This window comes from Zoogloea sp. (assembly GCF_044344315.1).
In the GTDB taxonomy this organism is placed as follows: domain Bacteria; phylum Pseudomonadota; class Gammaproteobacteria; order Burkholderiales; family Rhodocyclaceae; genus Zoogloea.
Genome location: NZ_JBIJDC010000035.1, coordinates 24,562 through 40,087, shown reverse-complemented (window position 1 = coordinate 40,087; position 15,526 = coordinate 24,562). Strand labels below are relative to the sequence as shown.

The following is a 15,526-nucleotide window of genomic DNA, read 5'->3' as shown; positions in this document are numbered from 1 at the left end:
CTCTTCGGCGGCAACAATGTAGCCGGCCAGGATCGGCAGCACGGCGCCGTTCATGGTCATGGACACCGACACCTTGTCGAGGGGGATCTGATCGAACAGGATCTTCATGTCCTCGACGGAGTCGATGGCCACACCGGCCTTGCCCACGTCGCCCACCACGCGGGGGTTGTCAGAATCGTAGCCCCGGTGGGTAGCCAGGTCGAAGGCCACGGACACGCCCTGACCGCCGGCGGCCAGCGCCTTGCGGTAGAAGGCATTGGAAGCCTCGGCGGTGGAGAAGCCGGCGTACTGGCGGATGGTCCACGGGCGGGCCGCATACATGGTGGCCTGAGGGCCGCGCAGGAAGGGCTCGAAGCCCGGCAGCGTGTTGGTGTACTTGAGGCCTTCGAGATCCGCCGCGGAGTACAGCGGCTTGACCGTGATGCCCTCGGGGGTCACCCAGTTCAGCTTGGCGACATCGCCACCGGGGGCCGACTTGGCGGCAGCCTTGTTCCAGGCGGCCAGATCGGGTTGGGGAAAGGTCGGTTCGGTGTTGTTCGCCATGGCTTTTCTACCCTCACGTAGCGTGGGCCGCTTGGCAGCCCTTGGTAATTAGTGACGCCAGTACCGGCCGTGACCCCTGGTCACGGCCGGCTGCCGTGCCCCGCGCAGGGCAGTTTTCTCCCTCCCTCTATTTTTTGTGGTCTGACGGCTATGCTGCCGCCTGACCGACACAAGGGTGACATCCTGCGCAGGAACTTGACTTGCTATCTTGTAGATAATACTTTATCCATAATTATGGATGCAACAGCTGAAGACGACACTTTTTCGACCTTGTCACTCAAAACCATGAACGCAGGCCGGATCGCCCCTCTCGCCCTTTACCAGGAAGTCGCGGAACGCCTGCGCCAGCGCATTTTTTCCCACGAACTGCCTCCGGGCACCTGGGTGGATGAGCAAGCCCTGGCCACCCAGTACGGCATCTCCCGCACCCCCCTGCGGGAGGCCCTGAAGGTGCTCGCGGCCGAGGGCCTCGTGACGCTCAAGCCCCGCCGTGGCTGCTACGTCACCGAGATCTCCGAGCGCGACCTGGACGAGATCTTCACGGTCATGGCGCTGCTCGAAGGTCAGTGCGCAGCGGACACCGCGCGCAAGGCCAGCGACACCGACCTGCAGCGCCTGCTCGATATCCACGCCGAACTCGAAGAGGCAGCCCGCACCAGCGACATCGACGGCTTCTTCGAAGCCAACCAGGCCTTCCATCAGGAGGTCCAGTTGATCGCCGACAACCGCTGGCTGACCCAGGCCATCACCGACCTGCGCAAGGTCATCAAGCTGTCGCGGCACCATTCGCTGTTCATCGACGGGCGCATCGAGCAGTCCCTGGCGGAACATCGGCTCATCCTCGAAGCCCTCGGCAGGCGGGATGTCGGCGCCACCGAGATGGCCATGCGCGAGCACATTTCCAGCGGCCGCCGGGCCCTGGCCAAGATCGCCGCCAAGCGGGAAGCCACCGCCTGACAGCTTTTTGGTCATCGCCCCTAGGGGCGGCCAAACAGAAACCCGACCCAGACAAGCAAAACCCCCGACCAGCTGCCCGGTCGGGGGTTTTTTGTTGCCTGCACGCGCCCTTGCGGGCGCTGCGGATATCAGTGGGCGCTGGCTTCAGCGGCACCGAAGCCGGTCTGGGCCCGCACGTACTGATCGTCGAACATGGCGCGTTCGGCATTCCCCTCGGGGCTGTTGTCCAGCTTCGAGAAGATGTAGGTCAGCAGGAAGGCCAGCGGCATGGAGAACAGGGCCGGCTGGTCGTACGGGAAGATCGCCTGGGCGTTACCCAGCACAGTCACCCACACAGACTTGGAAAGCACCACCAGCAGCACGGCAGCAACCAGGCCCGAGTAGCCACCAATGATGGCCCCACGGGTGGTCAGACCCTTCCAGTACATGGACAGGATCAGCACCGGGAAGTTGGCCGAAGCCGCAATACCGAAGGCCAGTGCCACCATGAAGGCCACGTTCATCTTCTCGAAGGCGATGCCCAGCACGATGGCCACGAGGCCGAGGCCCACGGAGGCAAAACGCGACACGCGCAGCTCTTCGGTCTCGGTCGACTGGCCCTTGCGGATCACACGGGCGTAGATATCGTGGGAGATGGCAGCCGCACCGGCCAGCGCCAGACCGGACACCACGGCCAGGATGGTGGCGAAGGCCACAGCAGACAGGAAGCCCAGCAGCAGGTTGCCACCCACGGCCTTGGCCAGGTGCATGGCGATCATGTTGCCGCCACCGATGACCTTGCCGCCAATCTGGCCGCCTTCAAAGAACTCGGGGTTCTGGCCGACGATGATGATGGCAGCGAAGCCCATCAGCAGAATCACGTTGAAGAAGTAAGCCACGAAACCGGACGCGTAGAGCACCGACTTGCGGGCTTCCTTGGCGTTGGTCACGGTGAAGAAGCGCATCAGGATGTGCGGCAGACCGGCCGTACCGAACATCAGGCCCAGGCCCAGGGACAGGGCGGTGATGGGATCCGGCAGCAGGGTGCCCGGGAACAGCAGCTTCTCACCCAGACTGTGCAGGGAAACCGCCTGACTCATCATCTTGTCGAAACTGAATTCGAACTGGGACATGGCCAGAACCGCCACCAGCGTGCCGCCAGCCAGCAGCATGCAGGCCTTGATGATCTGCACCCAGGTGGTGGCGACCATGCCACCGAAGGTGACGTAGACCATCATCAGGGCGCCGACCACAAACAGGGCGATGTTGTAGTCCAGACCGAACAGCAGCTTGATCAGCTGGCCGGCACCGACCATCTGGGCCACCAGATAGAAGCACACCACGGTGAGCGAGGACACCGCCGCCATCGTCCGCACCTTGCCCTGATTGAGCCGGTAGGAGGTGATGTCAGCAAAGGTGAACTTGCCCAGGTTGCGCAGGCGCTCGGCCATCAGGAACAGGATGATGGGCCAGCCGGCGAAGAAGGCGATCATATAGATGTAGCCATCGACGCCCTTGGTGTAGACCAGCGCAGTGAGGCCCAGCAGGGTGGCGGCCGACATGTAGTCGCCGGCAATGGCCAGGCCGTTCTGGAAGCCGGTGATACCGCCGCCGGCGGTATAGAAATCAGCGGTGGACTTGGTGCGGCCGGCAGCCCAGTAAGTGATGCCCAGGGTCATCGACACAAAGAGCACGAACATGCCGATGGCGTGCAGATTCAGAGGCTGCTTCTCGGTGGCAGAAATGGCATCACCAGCGAAGGACAGGGCCGGCGCCAGCAGGGCCAGCAGCGCGAGGTTCAGACGGGCAAGCATTACTTCACCTCCTTGGCAGCGTCGCGGACGATCTCGGTGGTCATGTCGTCGAACTCGCTATTGGCGCGCTTGACGTAGTAGGCGGTGAGCAGCCAGAAGAAGATGAACATGAACAGCTCGGCGGCGATGCCGACGGTCACGTAGGACCCTTCGGACAGGCGCTGACCGATCAGATTGGGGTTGAAGGCCACCACCATGAAAAAGCCGTAGAAGATCGTCAGAACGATCACCGACAGCAGGGTGGCGAAACCCTGGCGCTTCGAAACCAGTTCGGCGAAGCGGGGGTTCTTGCGGATACGAGCGTAAACCGCATTCTGGCTAGCATTGGTCGACATCTTTTCCCTCCCGAGAGAAAGTCAGTGAATTCGGCGCGATCTGCCTGTTGGTGTTCTTGGAGCGGCGATCTGTGGAGCTTTTTTTGTGTGGTACGACCGGCGGGCGAAGTCGCGCCATTAACGACGCCCAGCCAGATGATATAGCATATAGAAGACCCCATACTACAACGTACGGTGATTTTGTTGCGGCGCAACAAAAGCGCGCCAGGCACTCGACTCAAGGAAACCGCCCCCCATGCCCGGAGAAATCCTCTTCAGTCAGGACGCAGGCATCGCCACCCTCGCCCTGTCCAATCCCGACAAACTCAACGCTGTGGATGCCGGCATGTGGCGGGGGCTGCGGGCACGCATGAGCGCGATCAACACCGACCCGGACGTGCGCTGCGTAGTGCTGCGGGGTGCGGGCGACAAGGCCTTCGCCGCTGGTGGCGACATCGAGGAGTTCCTCACCGTGCGGGCTACGGTGGATGACGCGCTGCACTACCACGAGGATCTGGTGGCCGCAGCCCTGGATGCGGTGCGGGCCTGCCCGGTACCCACGGTGGCGATGATCCAGGGCGCCTGCGTGGGTGGCGGACTGGAGATCGCCGGCTGCTGCGACCTGCGCATTGCCGGCGAATCGAGCCGCTTCGGCGCGCCGATCAACAAGCTGGGCTTCTCGATGTATCCAGGTGAGATGGCCGGCCTGCTGGGCCTGGTCGGCCCGGCCGTGCTGCTGGAGATCCTGCTGGAGGGGCGCATCCTGAGCGCCCGGGAGGCCCTGGCCAAGGGCCTGCTGACCCGGGTGGTGGATGACGAGGAGGTGGAGCGGGAAGCACTGGCAACGGCCCAACGCATCCTGAAGGGGGCTCCACTGGTGGCACGCTGGCACAAGCAATGGGTTCATCGCCTGATGGATGGCCGGCCGCTCAGCGCCAGCGAGAAGCGCGCCGCCTTCGACTTTCTCGCCACCGACGACTACCGGGAAGGCCTGGACGCCTTCCTCAACAAACGCACGCCCGAATTCAAGGGGCGCTGAAGCCCCTCAGCCGCCCAGCACCGTATGCAGCATCTTCAGGGACAGCAGCACCAGCACGGCAGCAAAGATCTTCTTCAACACCGCCACGGGCAGACGATGGGCCAGCCCTGCGCCAATGGGGGCCGAGAAGGCTGACACCGAACTCACCAGCACCAGGGCCGGCACGTTCACGAAGCCCACCGTCCACTCCGGCAGGCCCGCGACACCCCAGCCATTGATGAGATAGCCCACCGCACCGGCCAGGGCGATGGGCAGACCGATGGCGGCCGAGGTGCCGATGGCGTTCTGCATCTTCACGTTGCACCAGGTCATGAAGGGGACCGACAGGGACCCACCGCCAATGGCCACCAGCGCCGACACCACGCCGATGACCCCGCCCACGCCGGCCATCCCGGCCGTACCGGGCAGCTCGCGGGAGGGCTTGGGCTTGACGTTGAGGATCATCTGGATTGACACATAGGCCATGAAGCAGGCGAAGAAGATCGCCAGCGGCGCCGTCGCCACTCGGGACGCAATGAAGGTGCCGCCAAAAGTGCCCAACAACACGCCAGGGGTGATGCCCCGGACAATGTCCCAGCGCACCGCGCCATGCTTGTGGTGGGCACGCAGACTGGAGATGGACGTGACCACGATGGCGGCCATCGATGTGCCCAGCGCCACGTGTACCAGGTGTTCCCGGGGGAAACCCTGGGCGGCAAACAGGGTGGTCAACATCGGCACCATGATGCCGCCCCCACCCACCCCCAGCAGCCCTGCAAAAAAACCCACCAGACCGCCCAGGGCCAGGTAGGCCAACAACCATTCGATACCCATTACGCTCTCAATTCACCAGATCTGTCGCGCCAAGCAATTGCCCGACGATGAAGCGCCACTCGGCCGGCGCCACCGGCGTGATGGAGAGGCGGTTACCGCGAGCCAGGACGCGCATGTTCTCCAGTTCCGGGTGACTGCGCAATTCGGACAAACCCAGCAGGCGGGTCTTGCGCACGAAGGCAACGTCCACGTGCATCCAGCGCGGCGTCTCGGGCGTGGCCTTCGGGTCGAAATACTTGTTCGCCGGATCGAACTGGGTGGCATCCGGATAAGCCGTGCTGGCTACCCGGGCAATGCCGGCAATGCCCGGTTCGGCGCAGCCGGAGTGATAGAACAACACCCCGTCACCCACCCGCATGCCGTCACGCATGAAATTGCGCGCCTGATAGTTGCGCACCCCGTACCAGGGCACGGTCTGGCCCGGACGGGCTGCCAGACCGTCAATGGACACGTCATCCGGCTCGGACTTCATCAGCCAGTACTGCATGCAGGGCTCCCTCTCAAAACCATGGCAATGGACTGTCCGGCCCCACGCCGGGCAAGTGCGGATTGAGACGCCGCGCCATTGGGAGGAAGATTCTGGCACACAATACCGGACCTGCCCGCGCCAGACTCGCCCAGCCAAGGAAGCCCGACCGAATGCCCTTGCCCTGCCTGCTTTCCGCCTGCCATCCCTCCCGCACCGCGTGCTTGCCGACGGTCTTCCTGCTGGCCCTGCTGGCCGCAATCGCCCTGGGGCTGCCCGGTCCGTCCGCAGCCGCCGCCAGCACGCCGGCGGCGGCCATCCAGCAAAGCCCCCCCACCGCAGCCCCCGCGGAGGGCGAGGCCGACCTGATCCTGATGAACCGTCATGTGGTGCGCTTCCGCAGCAGTCTGCTCGGTTCGCCGGCGAGCCAGCGTGCCGAGCGGGGCGAGCGCAACCTCGCCGCCATCCTGGCCCGGGACGAAAACGACGAGGTCAAGGTCCAGCACAACCAGATGGGCAACATCTTCCTGGTGGGTGGTCAGATGGCCTTCATCCTCAGCCACGACGATGTGGACAAGCTCAGCGGCGAGACCCTCGAAACCCTCACCCTCACCACCCTGGACAAGCTGCACCGGGTAATCGCCGAAACCCGCGAGAGCCGCGACAGCGAAGCCATGGCCCGGGGTGCCGCCACTGCCGCGGGTGCAACGGCGGTGGCGCTGATCGTCGCCCTGGTGCTCAGCCGGCTGCACAAGGGCGTCGGTGGGCGCCTGGTCAGCGCCATCGACTCGAAAGCCGAGCGCCTGAGGCTCGGCGGCGCCGAACTCATCCGCCGCGACCGCATCCTGGCCGCCGTGGGCTGGCTGATGAACGCAGGCTACTGGCTGCTCGTCCTGCTCCTGGCCTACGCCTGGCTGGGCTTCGTGCTGGCCCGCTTTCCGTTCACACGGGTGTGGGGCGAACAGCTCAACGGCTACCTGCTGGGCATCGCCGTGGATCTGGGCAAGGGCATCCTCACAACGCTGCCCAACCTGCTTATCGCGGCCATCATGTTCCTGCTTGCCCGGGGCGTGGTCGGGCTGCTCAAACCCCTGTTCGACCATGTGTCATCAGGTGAATCCGGCATCGGCTGGCTGGACCGGGACACGGTGGAACCGACCCGCAAGATCGCCAACATCCTGATCTGGATCTTCGCCCTGGTGATGGCCTACCCCTATCTGCCGGGCTCCCACACCGAGGCCTTCAAGGGCATGTCGGTGCTCATCGGCCTGATGGTTTCCCTGGGCGCGTCGAGCATTGTCGGGCAGGGTGCCAGCGGGCTGATCCTGATGTACTCCCGCACCCTGCGCAGCGGCGAGTACGTGCGCATCGGCGAGCACGAGGGCACCATCGTCGGCATCAACCTGTTCACCACCCGCCTGCGCACCGGCCGCGGCGCGGAGATTACCCTGCCCAACGCACTGATTGTCGGCAGCGCCACACGCAACTATTCCCGCACGGTCAGCGGCGAAGGCTTCATGGTGGATACCAGCGTAACCATCGGCTACGACACCCCCTGGCGCCAGGTAGAGGCCATGCTCATCGAGGCGGCGGGTCGCACCCCCGGCATTCTCGCCACGCCCACGCCGCGGGTGTATCAAACCGCCCTGTCCGACTTCTACCCCGAGTACTGCCTGGTCGCCCAGGCGCTGCCTGCCGGCGCCCTCCCCAGGGCCGAGGTCGTCAGCCGCCTGCATGCCAACATCCAGGACGTATTCAACGAACACGGGGTACAGATCATGTCGCCCCACTACATGGCCGATCCGGCCGCCGACAAGGTCGTGCCGCCGGAAAAGTGGTTCACGCCCCCCGCCGGCAAGCCCGGTGCATGAATGGCGTGGAGTATCATCCGGGCCTGTCCATAAGCCCATTCCGACCCCAGGAGCCCCCATGAGCACCACCCCCGAGCGCCGCAAGAACCTAAGCCTGCGTGAGCTGGTGGACAAGGCCTACGTCATCATCGAGCCCTTCTTCGACCCCGCCAACGCCTGGAACGGCCAGTCCCTGGAGCACCTGGCCTACCGGGTGGTGCGCGAGAACCTGCCTGACATCGCCCCTCAGGACGTACAGGTCATCGTGTCCGTCGCCACCCGCATCTATCGCAGCAAGCATACGACCCAGTAAGCCGCCGGTGACCCGCTTTTACCCCCTGCTTTTCGTGCTCCTGTGGAGCACGGGCTTCATCGGTGCCAAGTACGGCCTGCCCTACGCCGAACCCCTCAGCTTCCTGTCTACCCGCTACGTGCTGGTCATCGCCGTGATGGGCATGGTGGCCCTGGTGACCCGCGCGCCCTGGCCGGCCTCGCCGCGCCAGTGGCTGCACATCGGCGTCACCGGCGTACTCGTGCATGCGCTCTACCTGGGCGGCGTGTTCACCGCCATCCGGCACGGCCTGCCGGCGGGCATTACTGCCCTGGTGGTGGGGCTGCAACCGCTGCTCACCGCCCTGGGAGCCGGCACCATCCTGGGTGAGCGCGTGCTGCCCCGCCAGTGGGCCGGGCTGGTGCTGGGCTTTGGTGGCGTCGGGCTGGTGGTGGCCCACAAGGTGGCCGCAGCCACCAGCACGCCGGAACTCACCGCCATGCTCACCCCGGCGGTGCTGGCGCTGCTCGGCATCACCGCCGGCACCCTGTACCAGAAGCGCTTCTGCCCGGCCTTCGACCTGCGCACCGGCTCGGTCATCCAGTTTCTGCCAACCCTCGCCCTGTCCGCACTGCTCGCCAGCCAGACCGAGAGCATGGTCATCGAATGGAGCGGCCAGTTCATCTTCGCCCTGCTATGGCTGGTGCTGGTGCTGTCGGTGGGCGCCATCAGCCTGCTCAACCTGCTGATCCGCAGCGGCAGCGCGGTGAACGTGGCCAGCCTGTTCTACCTCACCCCGCCCACCACGGCACTCATCGCCTGGGCCGCCTTCGGCGAGACCCTCACCGGCCTGGCCCTGCTGGGCATGGGGCTGACCGTGTTCGGTGTGTGGCTGGCGCGCAAATGAGGGTCAATGGCCCGACCGCCTCGGCCAGCGTCGCCACCCGCATCCTCGGCATCGACCCGGGCCTGCGCAGCACCGGCTTCGGCATCATCGACACCCTGGGCAGCCAGCTGCGCTACGTGGCCAGCGGCTGCATCAAGACCGGCGAAGGCAGCCTGCCGGAACGCCTCAAGATCATCCTCGACGGGGTGCGCGAGGTGATCGCCACCTACAAGCCTGACCAGGCTGTGGTGGAGATCATCTTCGTCAACGTCAATCCCCAATCCACCCTGCTGCTCGGCCAGGCCCGGGGCGCGGCCATCTGCGGCGCCGTGTCCTGCGACCTGCCGGTGGCCGAGTACACCGCCCTGCAGGTCAAGCAGGCCGTGGTCGGCCACGGCAAGGCCGCCAAGGAGCAGGTCAGCCACATGGTGCAGCGCCTGCTGTCCCTTGAAGGCGCGCCTTCGTCCGACGCGGCCGACGCCCTGGCCTGCGCCATCTGCCACGCCCACGGCAGCAGCGGCATCGCCGCCATGGCCGGCATCGGCACCCGCAAGCGCGGCGGGCGCCTGTCGGCCTGAGCGGCCCTCAAGGCGCCCGTTTCAGCACGTGCAGCAAGGCCCGCTGGGAAGGCCCCAGCACCTCTGACAGCGCCACCTTGTCCAGAGACGCGAAGAAAGCTTCCAGCGCTGCCCCCAGCACCCCCTTGAGCTGACAGGTGGAGGTGAGCAGGCAGCGGCTCGTCTCGTGGAAGCACTCCACCAGGGCCAGATCGGCCTCCATCTTCCGCACCACATCCCCCACCGCAATCTGCTGCGGTGGCCGCGCCAGGCGCAGGCCGCCACCCTTGCCGCGCAAGCCTTCCACAAAGCCATTGCGGATCAGCTGATTGACGACCTTCATCAAATGGCTGCGGGAGATCTCGAAGCGCTCCGAGATCTCCTGAATGGTCACCAGGCGCTGCTCGTTGGACGCCAGATAGATCAGGACGCGCAGGGCGTAGTCCGTGTGCTGGGTGATGTGCATGGATGACGGATGGCCGGAAAGGAGCTTCAACCCTTCGATTATAAGGGCTTTTCCAAAAGATTCATTTAAGTTGACTCTTTTAAAGATGCATTCTAGAGTCCACTTAACCCAGATCCACCCACGGAGAGAACCATGACCACCCACGAAAGCACCCCACTCGAGCACCCCGTCCTGGCCCAGGCCTGCGCCGTCATGCGCGAAGCCTATGAGCGCGGCTGGATCAGCACCCGCGACGGCAACGTGTCGGTGGCCATGAGCGACCGCCGTGGTTTCCTGGTGTCGGCCAGTGGCGTCATCAAGCACGCCCTGGCGCCGAGCCAGTTTGTCTTCGTCCCGGCTGACCCGGCCGCAGCCGGGGCCGCCAACACCGCCCTCCGCCCTTCGGGCGAGCTAGACCTGCACCGCCGCCTGCAGGCCTTGCTGTCCGGGCGGGCCCTGACGGTGCTGCACCTGCACCCCACCCACATCGTCGCCGCCCTCTACGCCGGGCGGAATCTGGCCGACCTGTCGGCCGACTTCCCCGAGGTCACCCGCTACACCCGGGTCGGGCCGAACATCCCGGCGCTGCCGGCCACCAGCACGGAGCTGGCCGAAGCCTGCGAGGCCGCTTTCCAGCCAGCTCTCGGCCCGGCCCCCCACATCCTCGGCCTGGATCGCCACGGCGTGGTCGCCGTCGGCAAGACCCCATGGGAGGCCTTCGAGCATGTGGAGCGACTGGAACACATCTGCCGCATCGCCCTCGCCGCAGGTCATCGCCACATCCACCATCCTGACGCCATCGACGAGGAGACCGGTCATGTCACACGCCGCCCCTGACCCGCGCCGGGTCCTCACCACCGGCCGCGCCATGATGGCCCTCGCCGCCATCGGCATGCTCGCCTCGACCCTAGTGGCCTACCCCCTGGCAGAGCGCTTCAGCCTGGGCATGCAGATTGCCGGCCACCTGGCCCTGCCGGTGTCGGCGGCCTTCTTCAAACTCGGCTACGTGGTACGCCTCGCCGCCCACCACGCCCTCGGCAACCTGCAAGCCGGCTGAGTTCGACGCAGAAACAACAAAGAACACCCCCAAGCCCAACAGAGAGAACCCCGACATGCTGTCCACCACCGCGCGCCCCCTCATCGAAGCGACCGTACCTGTGCTGCTCGCCAACGGCGAGGCCATCACCCGCCATTTCTACGGCCGGATGTTCGGCGCCCACCCGGAGCTGAAGAACCTCTTCAACCTCGGCAACCAGGCCACGGGCGACCAGGCCCAGGCCCTGGCCGGCGCCGTGTATGCCTTTGCCGCCCACATGGACAAGCCGGCGGTCATCGGCCCCGTGCTTGACCGGATCGCCCATAAGCACGTCAGCCTGGGCATCACGCCGGCCCAGTACACCATCGTCGGACGGCACTTGCTGTCCGCCATCGGCGAAGTGCTGGGCGACGCCGTCACCGCCGACATCGCCGACGCCTGGGACGAGGTGTACTGGCTGATGGCCACCGAACTGGTGGCCCGCGAAGCCCGCCTCTATCAGGAGCGGGACTGGCAGGCCGGGCAGGATTGGCCGCAGCTCGAAGTGGTGGCCCGGGAAGCCACCAGCGCCGACACCCTCACCATCACGCTGAAACCCGCAGACGGCATCCCGCTGCCAGCCTTCGTCCCCGGTCAATACCTCAGCGTTGCCATTCCCGTGCCCGCGGCCGGCCTGACCCAGGTGCGTCAGTACAGCTTCTCCGATGCACCCGGCGACGACGCCTGGCGGATCACTGTGAAGCGCGTCGCAGCGGGCGAAGCCGCCCCGGCCGGCGTGGTGTCGAACCGCCTCCACGACGCCATCCAGATCGGCGACACCCTTCGTGTCGGCCCACCAGCCGGCGACTTCCAGCTAGGCGAGGGCGATCATCCGGTGATTCTGATCAGCGCCGGCGTGGGCATCACGCCCATGGTGTCGATGCTGCGCCACTTGGCACGCACCCGCCCGGAACGCCCGGTGGTCTTCGCTTATGCCACCCAGGACGGCAGCCGCTACCCCCACCAGCACGACGTTGAGGCAAGCCTCGCCGCCCTCGACGACGGCCGCTACCACTTGTGGCTGGAAGCACCAACCGCAGATGACGCCCCCGCCTTCCCCGGGCGCATGGACCTGGGCCAGCTCGAGACGCTGCCCGCCGATGGTGACTTCTACCTGTGCGGCCCCCTGCCCTTCATGCAGACCCAGCGCCGCTGGCTGCTGGGCGCCGGCATCCCGCGGGAACGCATCCACTACGAAGTCTTCGGCCCCGACCTGTTCGGCGACCTGCAATGAAGTTTGCGTCCCCCTGGCCGCCTCACCCGACAAATGAAGCAAGGGGGGCTTTCCGCAGGCTCCGACGCCGACAAGAGGCCCGTGGGGTCGAGCTTACTCGACCGCGCGGACTCCGATCAAAGGCAGACCAGTGATTTAACGCGCGAAGGTCGTGAGCAATCGATCCCCGCTTGTTATCCAACATTCGTGCTGGCAAAACGGGAAGAGGCCACATCCGCATGAGGTCGACCTCACAGGAGCCGCCACGCAGGCATCGGGGGTGCCCCCCCTTGACACCCCAACCAGCCTACCCGTCCGGTCGGGCAGGCTGGCCACTAGAATGGAGCCCTTCTCCCCGACCAGCCCCCCTCGCCCATGCCTCGCCTCATCGAATTCGACACCCCTCGCCTACGCCTGCGTCAGTGGCGCGAGGATGACCTGACCCCCTTCGCCAACCTCAATGCCGATCCCGAGGTAATGGCCCATTTTCCAGCCCCCCTCGAATACCCGGCCAGCAATGCCCTGGCCCTGCGCTGTCAGGCCCTGATTGCAGAGCGGGGCTGGGGTTTCTGGGCGGCAGAGCTGAAGGAGAGTGGGCAGTTCATCGGCTTTGTCGGGCTGCACACCCCCATCGCCGAGCTGCCGTTTGCCCCCTGTGTGGAAGTGGGCTGGCGTCTGGCCCGGGCGCACTGGGGGCGTGGCCTGGCCTCGGAGGCCGCACGGGCGGCGCTGACGGTGGGTTTCGAACGACTGGAACTCGCGGAGATCGTATCCTTCACCGCCCTGGGCAACCTGCGCTCCCAAGCGGTGATGGAACGCATCGGCATGCACCGGACCGATGAGGACTTCGATCATCCAGCCGTGCCGCCAGGCAGCCCCTTGCGGGCGCACTGCCTGTACCGGCTGGACCGTGGCCGCTGGCAGCAACAGCCAGGCTGAGCAGCCCGACCGACGAGCTCAGGGCTTGGCCGGCTCCATGGCCTTGGCACGCATGCCGCCGCGGCGGCCACCCCGGTGGGCATCGTCAAAGATTTTCTGCTGTTCGGGGCTCAACTGCGCATAGAAAGCCTTGAGCACAACGATGTGCTCGGTCATGGCCGCCTGGTGGGCCTTCATGTGCTCCAGCATGCGCTCGGCCCGCTCGGGGGTGGTCAGGGTGGCTGCGTCGCCGGCCTTGGCCGCGTCAGGCCGGCCCTTGCCCATGGGGTGCTCCGACTCAATCAGTTTCTTCCACGCCACCTCCTGCTCGGCATTGAGCTTGAGGGCATCGTGCAGCTTGCGGTGATGCTGCTCCATGCGCTCGGCCCGATGTTCCCCCATGCCCTTTGCCCCCATCGGGCCACAGGGCATGTCGGCCAGAGCAGGCAGGGACGAGAAGCCCAGCAGGGCGATCAGGGTGGCAGCCGGGGCAATGTGACGGAAACGCTTCAACATGGTGAATCTCCTCATGGGACGTGGTGTCCGGACAGCATATCCGGATCTGCCGTACCAGACCGGCCCGCACAAGCACCGGTTCCACCCCAACTGTAAGCGCCTATTGCCTGGCCAACACATTGAGCCCCGGCCTGAGCTCGGCAGCGTCGACGTAGCCTATGGCGCCGGGCGTCTTCTGCACGAACTCGATGACGGCTGCGGCGGAGTCCATCTCCTTGGGGGGCAGACCCTTGCCGATGAAACGACGGACCGTCCAGTAGGCCACATAACGCTCCTCGTCCTGCTCGACATAGGTGTTCAGGAAGCGGTTGCGCACGGGGCTGCCGGGCGGGGCATTCACGACAATGACGGGCGCCCCATTCACTTCAGTGGATCTCCCGGTGTAGAGCTTGCGCAGCACCGTCGCATTGAGCCTGGGGAGCTGGGGATGGCCGATCACGACGACGCCGTCGGCCTGTGCCGGCGCGGCCACCAGAACGGTCAGCCCAAGGAGAGCAACGCACATCCTGATGATGTTCATGGCCCTCTCCCTAGAACACGAAACTGTAGGAGAGGGAGAACACATTGATGCTCTGGAAGCGCACATCGCTCCCCGCTGGCGCATCAACCAAGCTTGATCCCGACCCGACCCGGGTCCGCGCCCATTCAGCCTTGAGTTTGCTGGATGGAGTCAGGGCATAGGCGCTTCCGACAGCCCAGGTCTGCTGGTCATGGATTTCCAGGCCGTCGGCCGTGGCACGCTGGGACAGGTTGATCAGATCGGCCTGGGGCACCCAGGCCGGCACGCGGTTGTCATTGACCGCGTGGTACAGATCGATCATGTCCTGGTCGGAGCGGAGCCAAGCGTAATACACGTAGGGCGTCCAGGCGCCGGTCCGGCGCCGCAGGGACACATAGCCCGCGGAACTGTTGACGCCCCGGTCCATGTCCTTGAGCTGACGTACGGCGTACTCGGCGCCCAGGCGGACCTGCCTCCCCAGGCCCACATCCATGGCCGCATTGGCGATCACCATGTCCATGGTCCGGCGTTCGGGCATGCCGGGGCCGGGCAGGAGGTTGTAATACGCCACGCCGGGCAAGGGCGAGATCAGAACAGGGCGATCCACCCAGTTCGTGCCGTCAGCCAGCTTGGAGCTCGCTTCGTGAACGCCGATCCGGTACTGATCGCCGTCATTGCGATAGGTCAGCGCCAGGCCCCGAGCCACAACATCGATGGATGCGAACACCGGCCCGGCTGCCAGATACCCCGGCACCCCGTCCCTCGCATACTGGCGCCAGTTGCTGCGGGTCTTGCCCCAGTACCCATCCACGCTCAGCTCACCCCGGCCCACATCCCAGGAGCGCGTCACCGACGCACCGGTGAAGTCCAGGGTCGGCGCAATCGAGTAAACCTCGATGGGTAGCCGGGCGTAATCGAAGGACACCCCCACGTCCATGCTCTCGGCGCCAAGATACATGGGGATGCGTAGCTTGCCGACGCGCAACAGCCAATCGTCATTCGGACGCCACGACAGGAAGCCCCAGGAGAGCCGGGGAGCCCAGCGGCTGTCGCTGTCCTCGTCCGGCGCAAACTTGAACTGGGCGGTGGCGCTCCAGCGCCGCGACAGGGCCGTATCCACCTGCAGCGCCAGCCGGCTGTCCCGGTCGAAAGTACCCTGTTCGTCGATGAAGCGCTGATAGGAATAGGGCGTGTCGGAGAGGGCATAGCCCAGAGTGCCGAAGCCCGACACCGTCACATCGGCTCCGTGCACGCCGACGGCGGCGAGCGCCAGACTCAGTGGCAGCAACAGGCGGACGGATCGCTTCATGGGCGGGGGGGCTGAAGTGATTCAGCCCGGAGACAGCGCAGAAAAGGGCGCCTATTGCACCG

General features: G+C 65.7%; 19 protein-coding genes. 10 read left to right on the top strand and 9 right to left on the bottom strand.

Annotation, left to right across the window (positions count from 1 at the left end; all coding sequences use genetic code 11):
* On the bottom strand, positions 1-543 hold a 543-nt coding region (locus tag ACIQ09_RS09870), incomplete at its 3' end, for a methylmalonyl-CoA mutase family protein (RefSeq protein ID WP_398308692.1).
* Positions 544-828: 285 nt separating this feature from the next.
* Here ACIQ09_RS09870 and ACIQ09_RS09865 point away from each other — a divergent pair.
* Positions 829-1,500 (top strand): GntR family transcriptional regulator, encoded by a 672-nt coding sequence (locus tag ACIQ09_RS09865; RefSeq protein ID WP_398308694.1) that lies wholly within the window; start codon positions 829-831, stop codon positions 1,498-1,500.
* A gap of 128 nt (positions 1,501-1,628) precedes the next feature.
* Here the strand turns inward: ACIQ09_RS09865 and ACIQ09_RS09860 are convergent, their stop codons facing one another.
* Both ACIQ09_RS09860 and ACIQ09_RS09855 read right to left on the bottom strand, forming a co-directional pair.
* Positions 1,629-3,293: a cation acetate symporter gene (locus ACIQ09_RS09860; protein WP_398308690.1), complete on the bottom strand. Its 1,665-nt coding sequence runs from the start codon at positions 3,291-3,293 to the stop codon at positions 1,629-1,631.
* Positions 3,293-3,628, bottom strand: coding sequence for a DUF485 domain-containing protein (locus tag ACIQ09_RS09855; protein WP_398308688.1), 336 nt, complete (start codon positions 3,626-3,628; stop codon positions 3,293-3,295). The genes ACIQ09_RS09860 and ACIQ09_RS09855 overlap by 1 nt, the downstream gene beginning before the upstream one ends.
* A gap of 235 nt (positions 3,629-3,863) precedes the next feature.
* Between ACIQ09_RS09855 and ACIQ09_RS09850 the strand changes: the two genes are divergently transcribed.
* On the top strand, positions 3,864-4,646 hold the full coding sequence (locus tag ACIQ09_RS09850; protein ID WP_398308686.1) for an enoyl-CoA hydratase/isomerase family protein: 783 nt from the start codon (positions 3,864-3,866) through the stop codon (positions 4,644-4,646).
* A 6-nt stretch (positions 4,647-4,652) separates the two neighbouring features.
* On the opposite strand, the gene ACIQ09_RS09845 is transcribed toward ACIQ09_RS09850, so the two are convergent.
* Positions 4,653-5,459 carry a sulfite exporter TauE/SafE family protein gene (locus ACIQ09_RS09845; protein ID WP_398308684.1) on the bottom strand — a complete coding sequence of 269 codons (807 nt, stop codon included), beginning with the start codon at positions 5,457-5,459 and terminating at the stop codon, positions 4,653-4,655.
* Between the two features lie 7 nt (positions 5,460-5,466).
* Complete coding sequence (locus ACIQ09_RS09840) at positions 5,467-5,946, bottom strand: EVE domain-containing protein (RefSeq protein WP_398308682.1); 480 nt, start codon at positions 5,944-5,946, stop codon at positions 5,467-5,469.
* Between the two features lie 152 nt (positions 5,947-6,098).
* On the opposite strand from ACIQ09_RS09840, the gene ACIQ09_RS09835 reads away from it, so the two are divergent.
* The 4 genes from ACIQ09_RS09835 to ruvC are packed head-to-tail and all read left to right on the top strand — an operon-like array spanning position 6,099 to position 9,510.
* Positions 6,099-7,796, top strand: a complete 1,698-nt coding sequence (locus ACIQ09_RS09835; RefSeq protein ID WP_398308680.1) for a mechanosensitive ion channel family protein — start codon at positions 6,099-6,101, stop codon at positions 7,794-7,796.
* A 58-nt stretch (positions 7,797-7,854) separates the two neighbouring features.
* The gene (locus ACIQ09_RS09830; protein WP_398308679.1) at positions 7,855-8,088 is read left to right on the top strand and encodes a hypothetical protein; all 234 of its coding nucleotides are present in this window, start codon (positions 7,855-7,857) and stop codon (positions 8,086-8,088) included.
* A 7-nt stretch (positions 8,089-8,095) separates the two neighbouring features.
* Complete coding sequence (locus ACIQ09_RS09825) at positions 8,096-8,953, top strand: DMT family transporter (RefSeq protein ID WP_398308677.1); 858 nt, start codon at positions 8,096-8,098, stop codon at positions 8,951-8,953.
* Positions 8,950-9,510: a crossover junction endodeoxyribonuclease RuvC gene (gene ruvC, locus ACIQ09_RS09820; RefSeq protein WP_398308675.1), complete on the top strand. Its 561-nt coding sequence runs from the start codon at positions 8,950-8,952 to the stop codon at positions 9,508-9,510. The genes ACIQ09_RS09825 and ruvC overlap by 4 nt, the downstream gene beginning before the upstream one ends.
* 7 nt (positions 9,511-9,517) lie before the next feature.
* Here ruvC and ACIQ09_RS09815 read toward each other — a convergent pair whose 3' ends face one another.
* A complete protein-coding gene (locus ACIQ09_RS09815; RefSeq protein ID WP_398308673.1) occupies positions 9,518-9,955 on the bottom strand; it encodes an Rrf2 family transcriptional regulator in 438 nt (145 codons plus the stop codon).
* A gap of 132 nt (positions 9,956-10,087) precedes the next feature.
* Here ACIQ09_RS09815 and ACIQ09_RS09810 point away from each other — a divergent pair, with 132 nt between their 5' ends.
* From ACIQ09_RS09810 to ACIQ09_RS09795, 4 genes are all read left to right on the top strand, one after another.
* On the top strand, positions 10,088-10,771 hold the full coding sequence (locus ACIQ09_RS09810) for a class II aldolase/adducin family protein (RefSeq protein ID WP_398308671.1): 684 nt from the start codon (positions 10,088-10,090) through the stop codon (positions 10,769-10,771).
* Entirely contained in the window at positions 10,752-10,991 is a 240-nt protein-coding gene (locus ACIQ09_RS09805; RefSeq protein WP_296408073.1) for a hypothetical protein, read from the top strand. Before ACIQ09_RS09810 ends, ACIQ09_RS09805 begins: the two co-directional genes overlap by 20 nt.
* A gap of 55 nt (positions 10,992-11,046) precedes the next feature.
* Entirely contained in the window at positions 11,047-12,243 is a 1,197-nt protein-coding gene (locus ACIQ09_RS09800; RefSeq protein ID WP_398308668.1) for a globin domain-containing protein, read from the top strand.
* Between the two features lie 354 nt (positions 12,244-12,597).
* Entirely contained in the window at positions 12,598-13,161 is a 564-nt protein-coding gene (locus tag ACIQ09_RS09795) for a GNAT family N-acetyltransferase (protein ID WP_398308666.1), read from the top strand.
* Between the two features lie 18 nt (positions 13,162-13,179).
* Here ACIQ09_RS09795 and ACIQ09_RS09790 read toward each other — a convergent pair whose 3' ends face one another.
* The 3 genes from ACIQ09_RS09790 to ACIQ09_RS09780 form a co-directional block, all read right to left on the bottom strand.
* Positions 13,180-13,656 (bottom strand): Spy/CpxP family protein refolding chaperone, encoded by a 477-nt coding sequence (locus tag ACIQ09_RS09790; protein ID WP_398308664.1) that lies wholly within the window; start codon positions 13,654-13,656, stop codon positions 13,180-13,182.
* 100 nt (positions 13,657-13,756) lie between these two features.
* On the bottom strand, positions 13,757-14,176 hold the full coding sequence (locus ACIQ09_RS09785) for a hypothetical protein (protein WP_398308662.1): 420 nt from the start codon (positions 14,174-14,176) through the stop codon (positions 13,757-13,759).
* A 10-nt stretch (positions 14,177-14,186) separates the two neighbouring features.
* Entirely contained in the window at positions 14,187-15,464 is a 1,278-nt protein-coding gene (locus ACIQ09_RS09780) for a hypothetical protein (RefSeq protein ID WP_398308661.1), read from the bottom strand.
* Positions 15,465-15,526 lie beyond the last annotated feature (62 nt).

Bases quoted from the DNA above. Each gene is read 5' to 3' on its own strand.
- ACIQ09_RS09845 (WP_398308684.1), bottom strand. From the start codon at position 5,459: ATGGGTATCGAATGGTTGTTGGCCTACCTGGCCCTGGGCGGTCTGGTG.
- ACIQ09_RS09790 (WP_398308664.1), bottom strand. From the start codon at position 13,656: ATGTTGAAGCGTTTCCGTCACATTGCCCCGGCTGCCACCCTGATCGCC.
- ACIQ09_RS09860 (WP_398308690.1), bottom strand. From the start codon at position 3,293: ATGCTTGCCCGTCTGAACCTCGCGCTGCTGGCCCTGCTGGCGCCGGCC.
- ACIQ09_RS09800 (WP_398308668.1), top strand. From the start codon at position 11,047: ATGCTGTCCACCACCGCGCGCCCCCTCATCGAAGCGACCGTACCTGTG.
- ACIQ09_RS09850 (WP_398308686.1), top strand. From the start codon at position 3,864: ATGCCCGGAGAAATCCTCTTCAGTCAGGACGCAGGCATCGCCACCCTC.
- ACIQ09_RS09805 (WP_296408073.1), top strand. From the start codon at position 10,752: ATGTCACACGCCGCCCCTGACCCGCGCCGGGTCCTCACCACCGGCCGC.
- ACIQ09_RS09810 (WP_398308671.1), top strand. From the start codon at position 10,088: ATGACCACCCACGAAAGCACCCCACTCGAGCACCCCGTCCTGGCCCAG.
- ACIQ09_RS09840 (WP_398308682.1), bottom strand. From the start codon at position 5,946: ATGCAGTACTGGCTGATGAAGTCCGAGCCGGATGACGTGTCCATTGAC.
- ACIQ09_RS09830 (WP_398308679.1), top strand. From the start codon at position 7,855: ATGAGCACCACCCCCGAGCGCCGCAAGAACCTAAGCCTGCGTGAGCTG.
- ACIQ09_RS09835 (WP_398308680.1), top strand. From the start codon at position 6,099: ATGCCCTTGCCCTGCCTGCTTTCCGCCTGCCATCCCTCCCGCACCGCG.
- ACIQ09_RS09795 (WP_398308666.1), top strand. From the start codon at position 12,598: ATGCCTCGCCTCATCGAATTCGACACCCCTCGCCTACGCCTGCGTCAG.
- ACIQ09_RS09785 (WP_398308662.1), bottom strand. From the start codon at position 14,176: ATGAACATCATCAGGATGTGCGTTGCTCTCCTTGGGCTGACCGTTCTG.
- ACIQ09_RS09865 (WP_398308694.1), top strand. From the start codon at position 829: ATGAACGCAGGCCGGATCGCCCCTCTCGCCCTTTACCAGGAAGTCGCG.
- ACIQ09_RS09780 (WP_398308661.1), bottom strand. From the start codon at position 15,464: ATGAAGCGATCCGTCCGCCTGTTGCTGCCACTGAGTCTGGCGCTCGCC.
- ACIQ09_RS09855 (WP_398308688.1), bottom strand. From the start codon at position 3,628: ATGTCGACCAATGCTAGCCAGAATGCGGTTTACGCTCGTATCCGCAAG.
- ruvC (WP_398308675.1), top strand. From the start codon at position 8,950: ATGAGGGTCAATGGCCCGACCGCCTCGGCCAGCGTCGCCACCCGCATC.
- ACIQ09_RS09815 (WP_398308673.1), bottom strand. From the start codon at position 9,955: ATGCACATCACCCAGCACACGGACTACGCCCTGCGCGTCCTGATCTAT.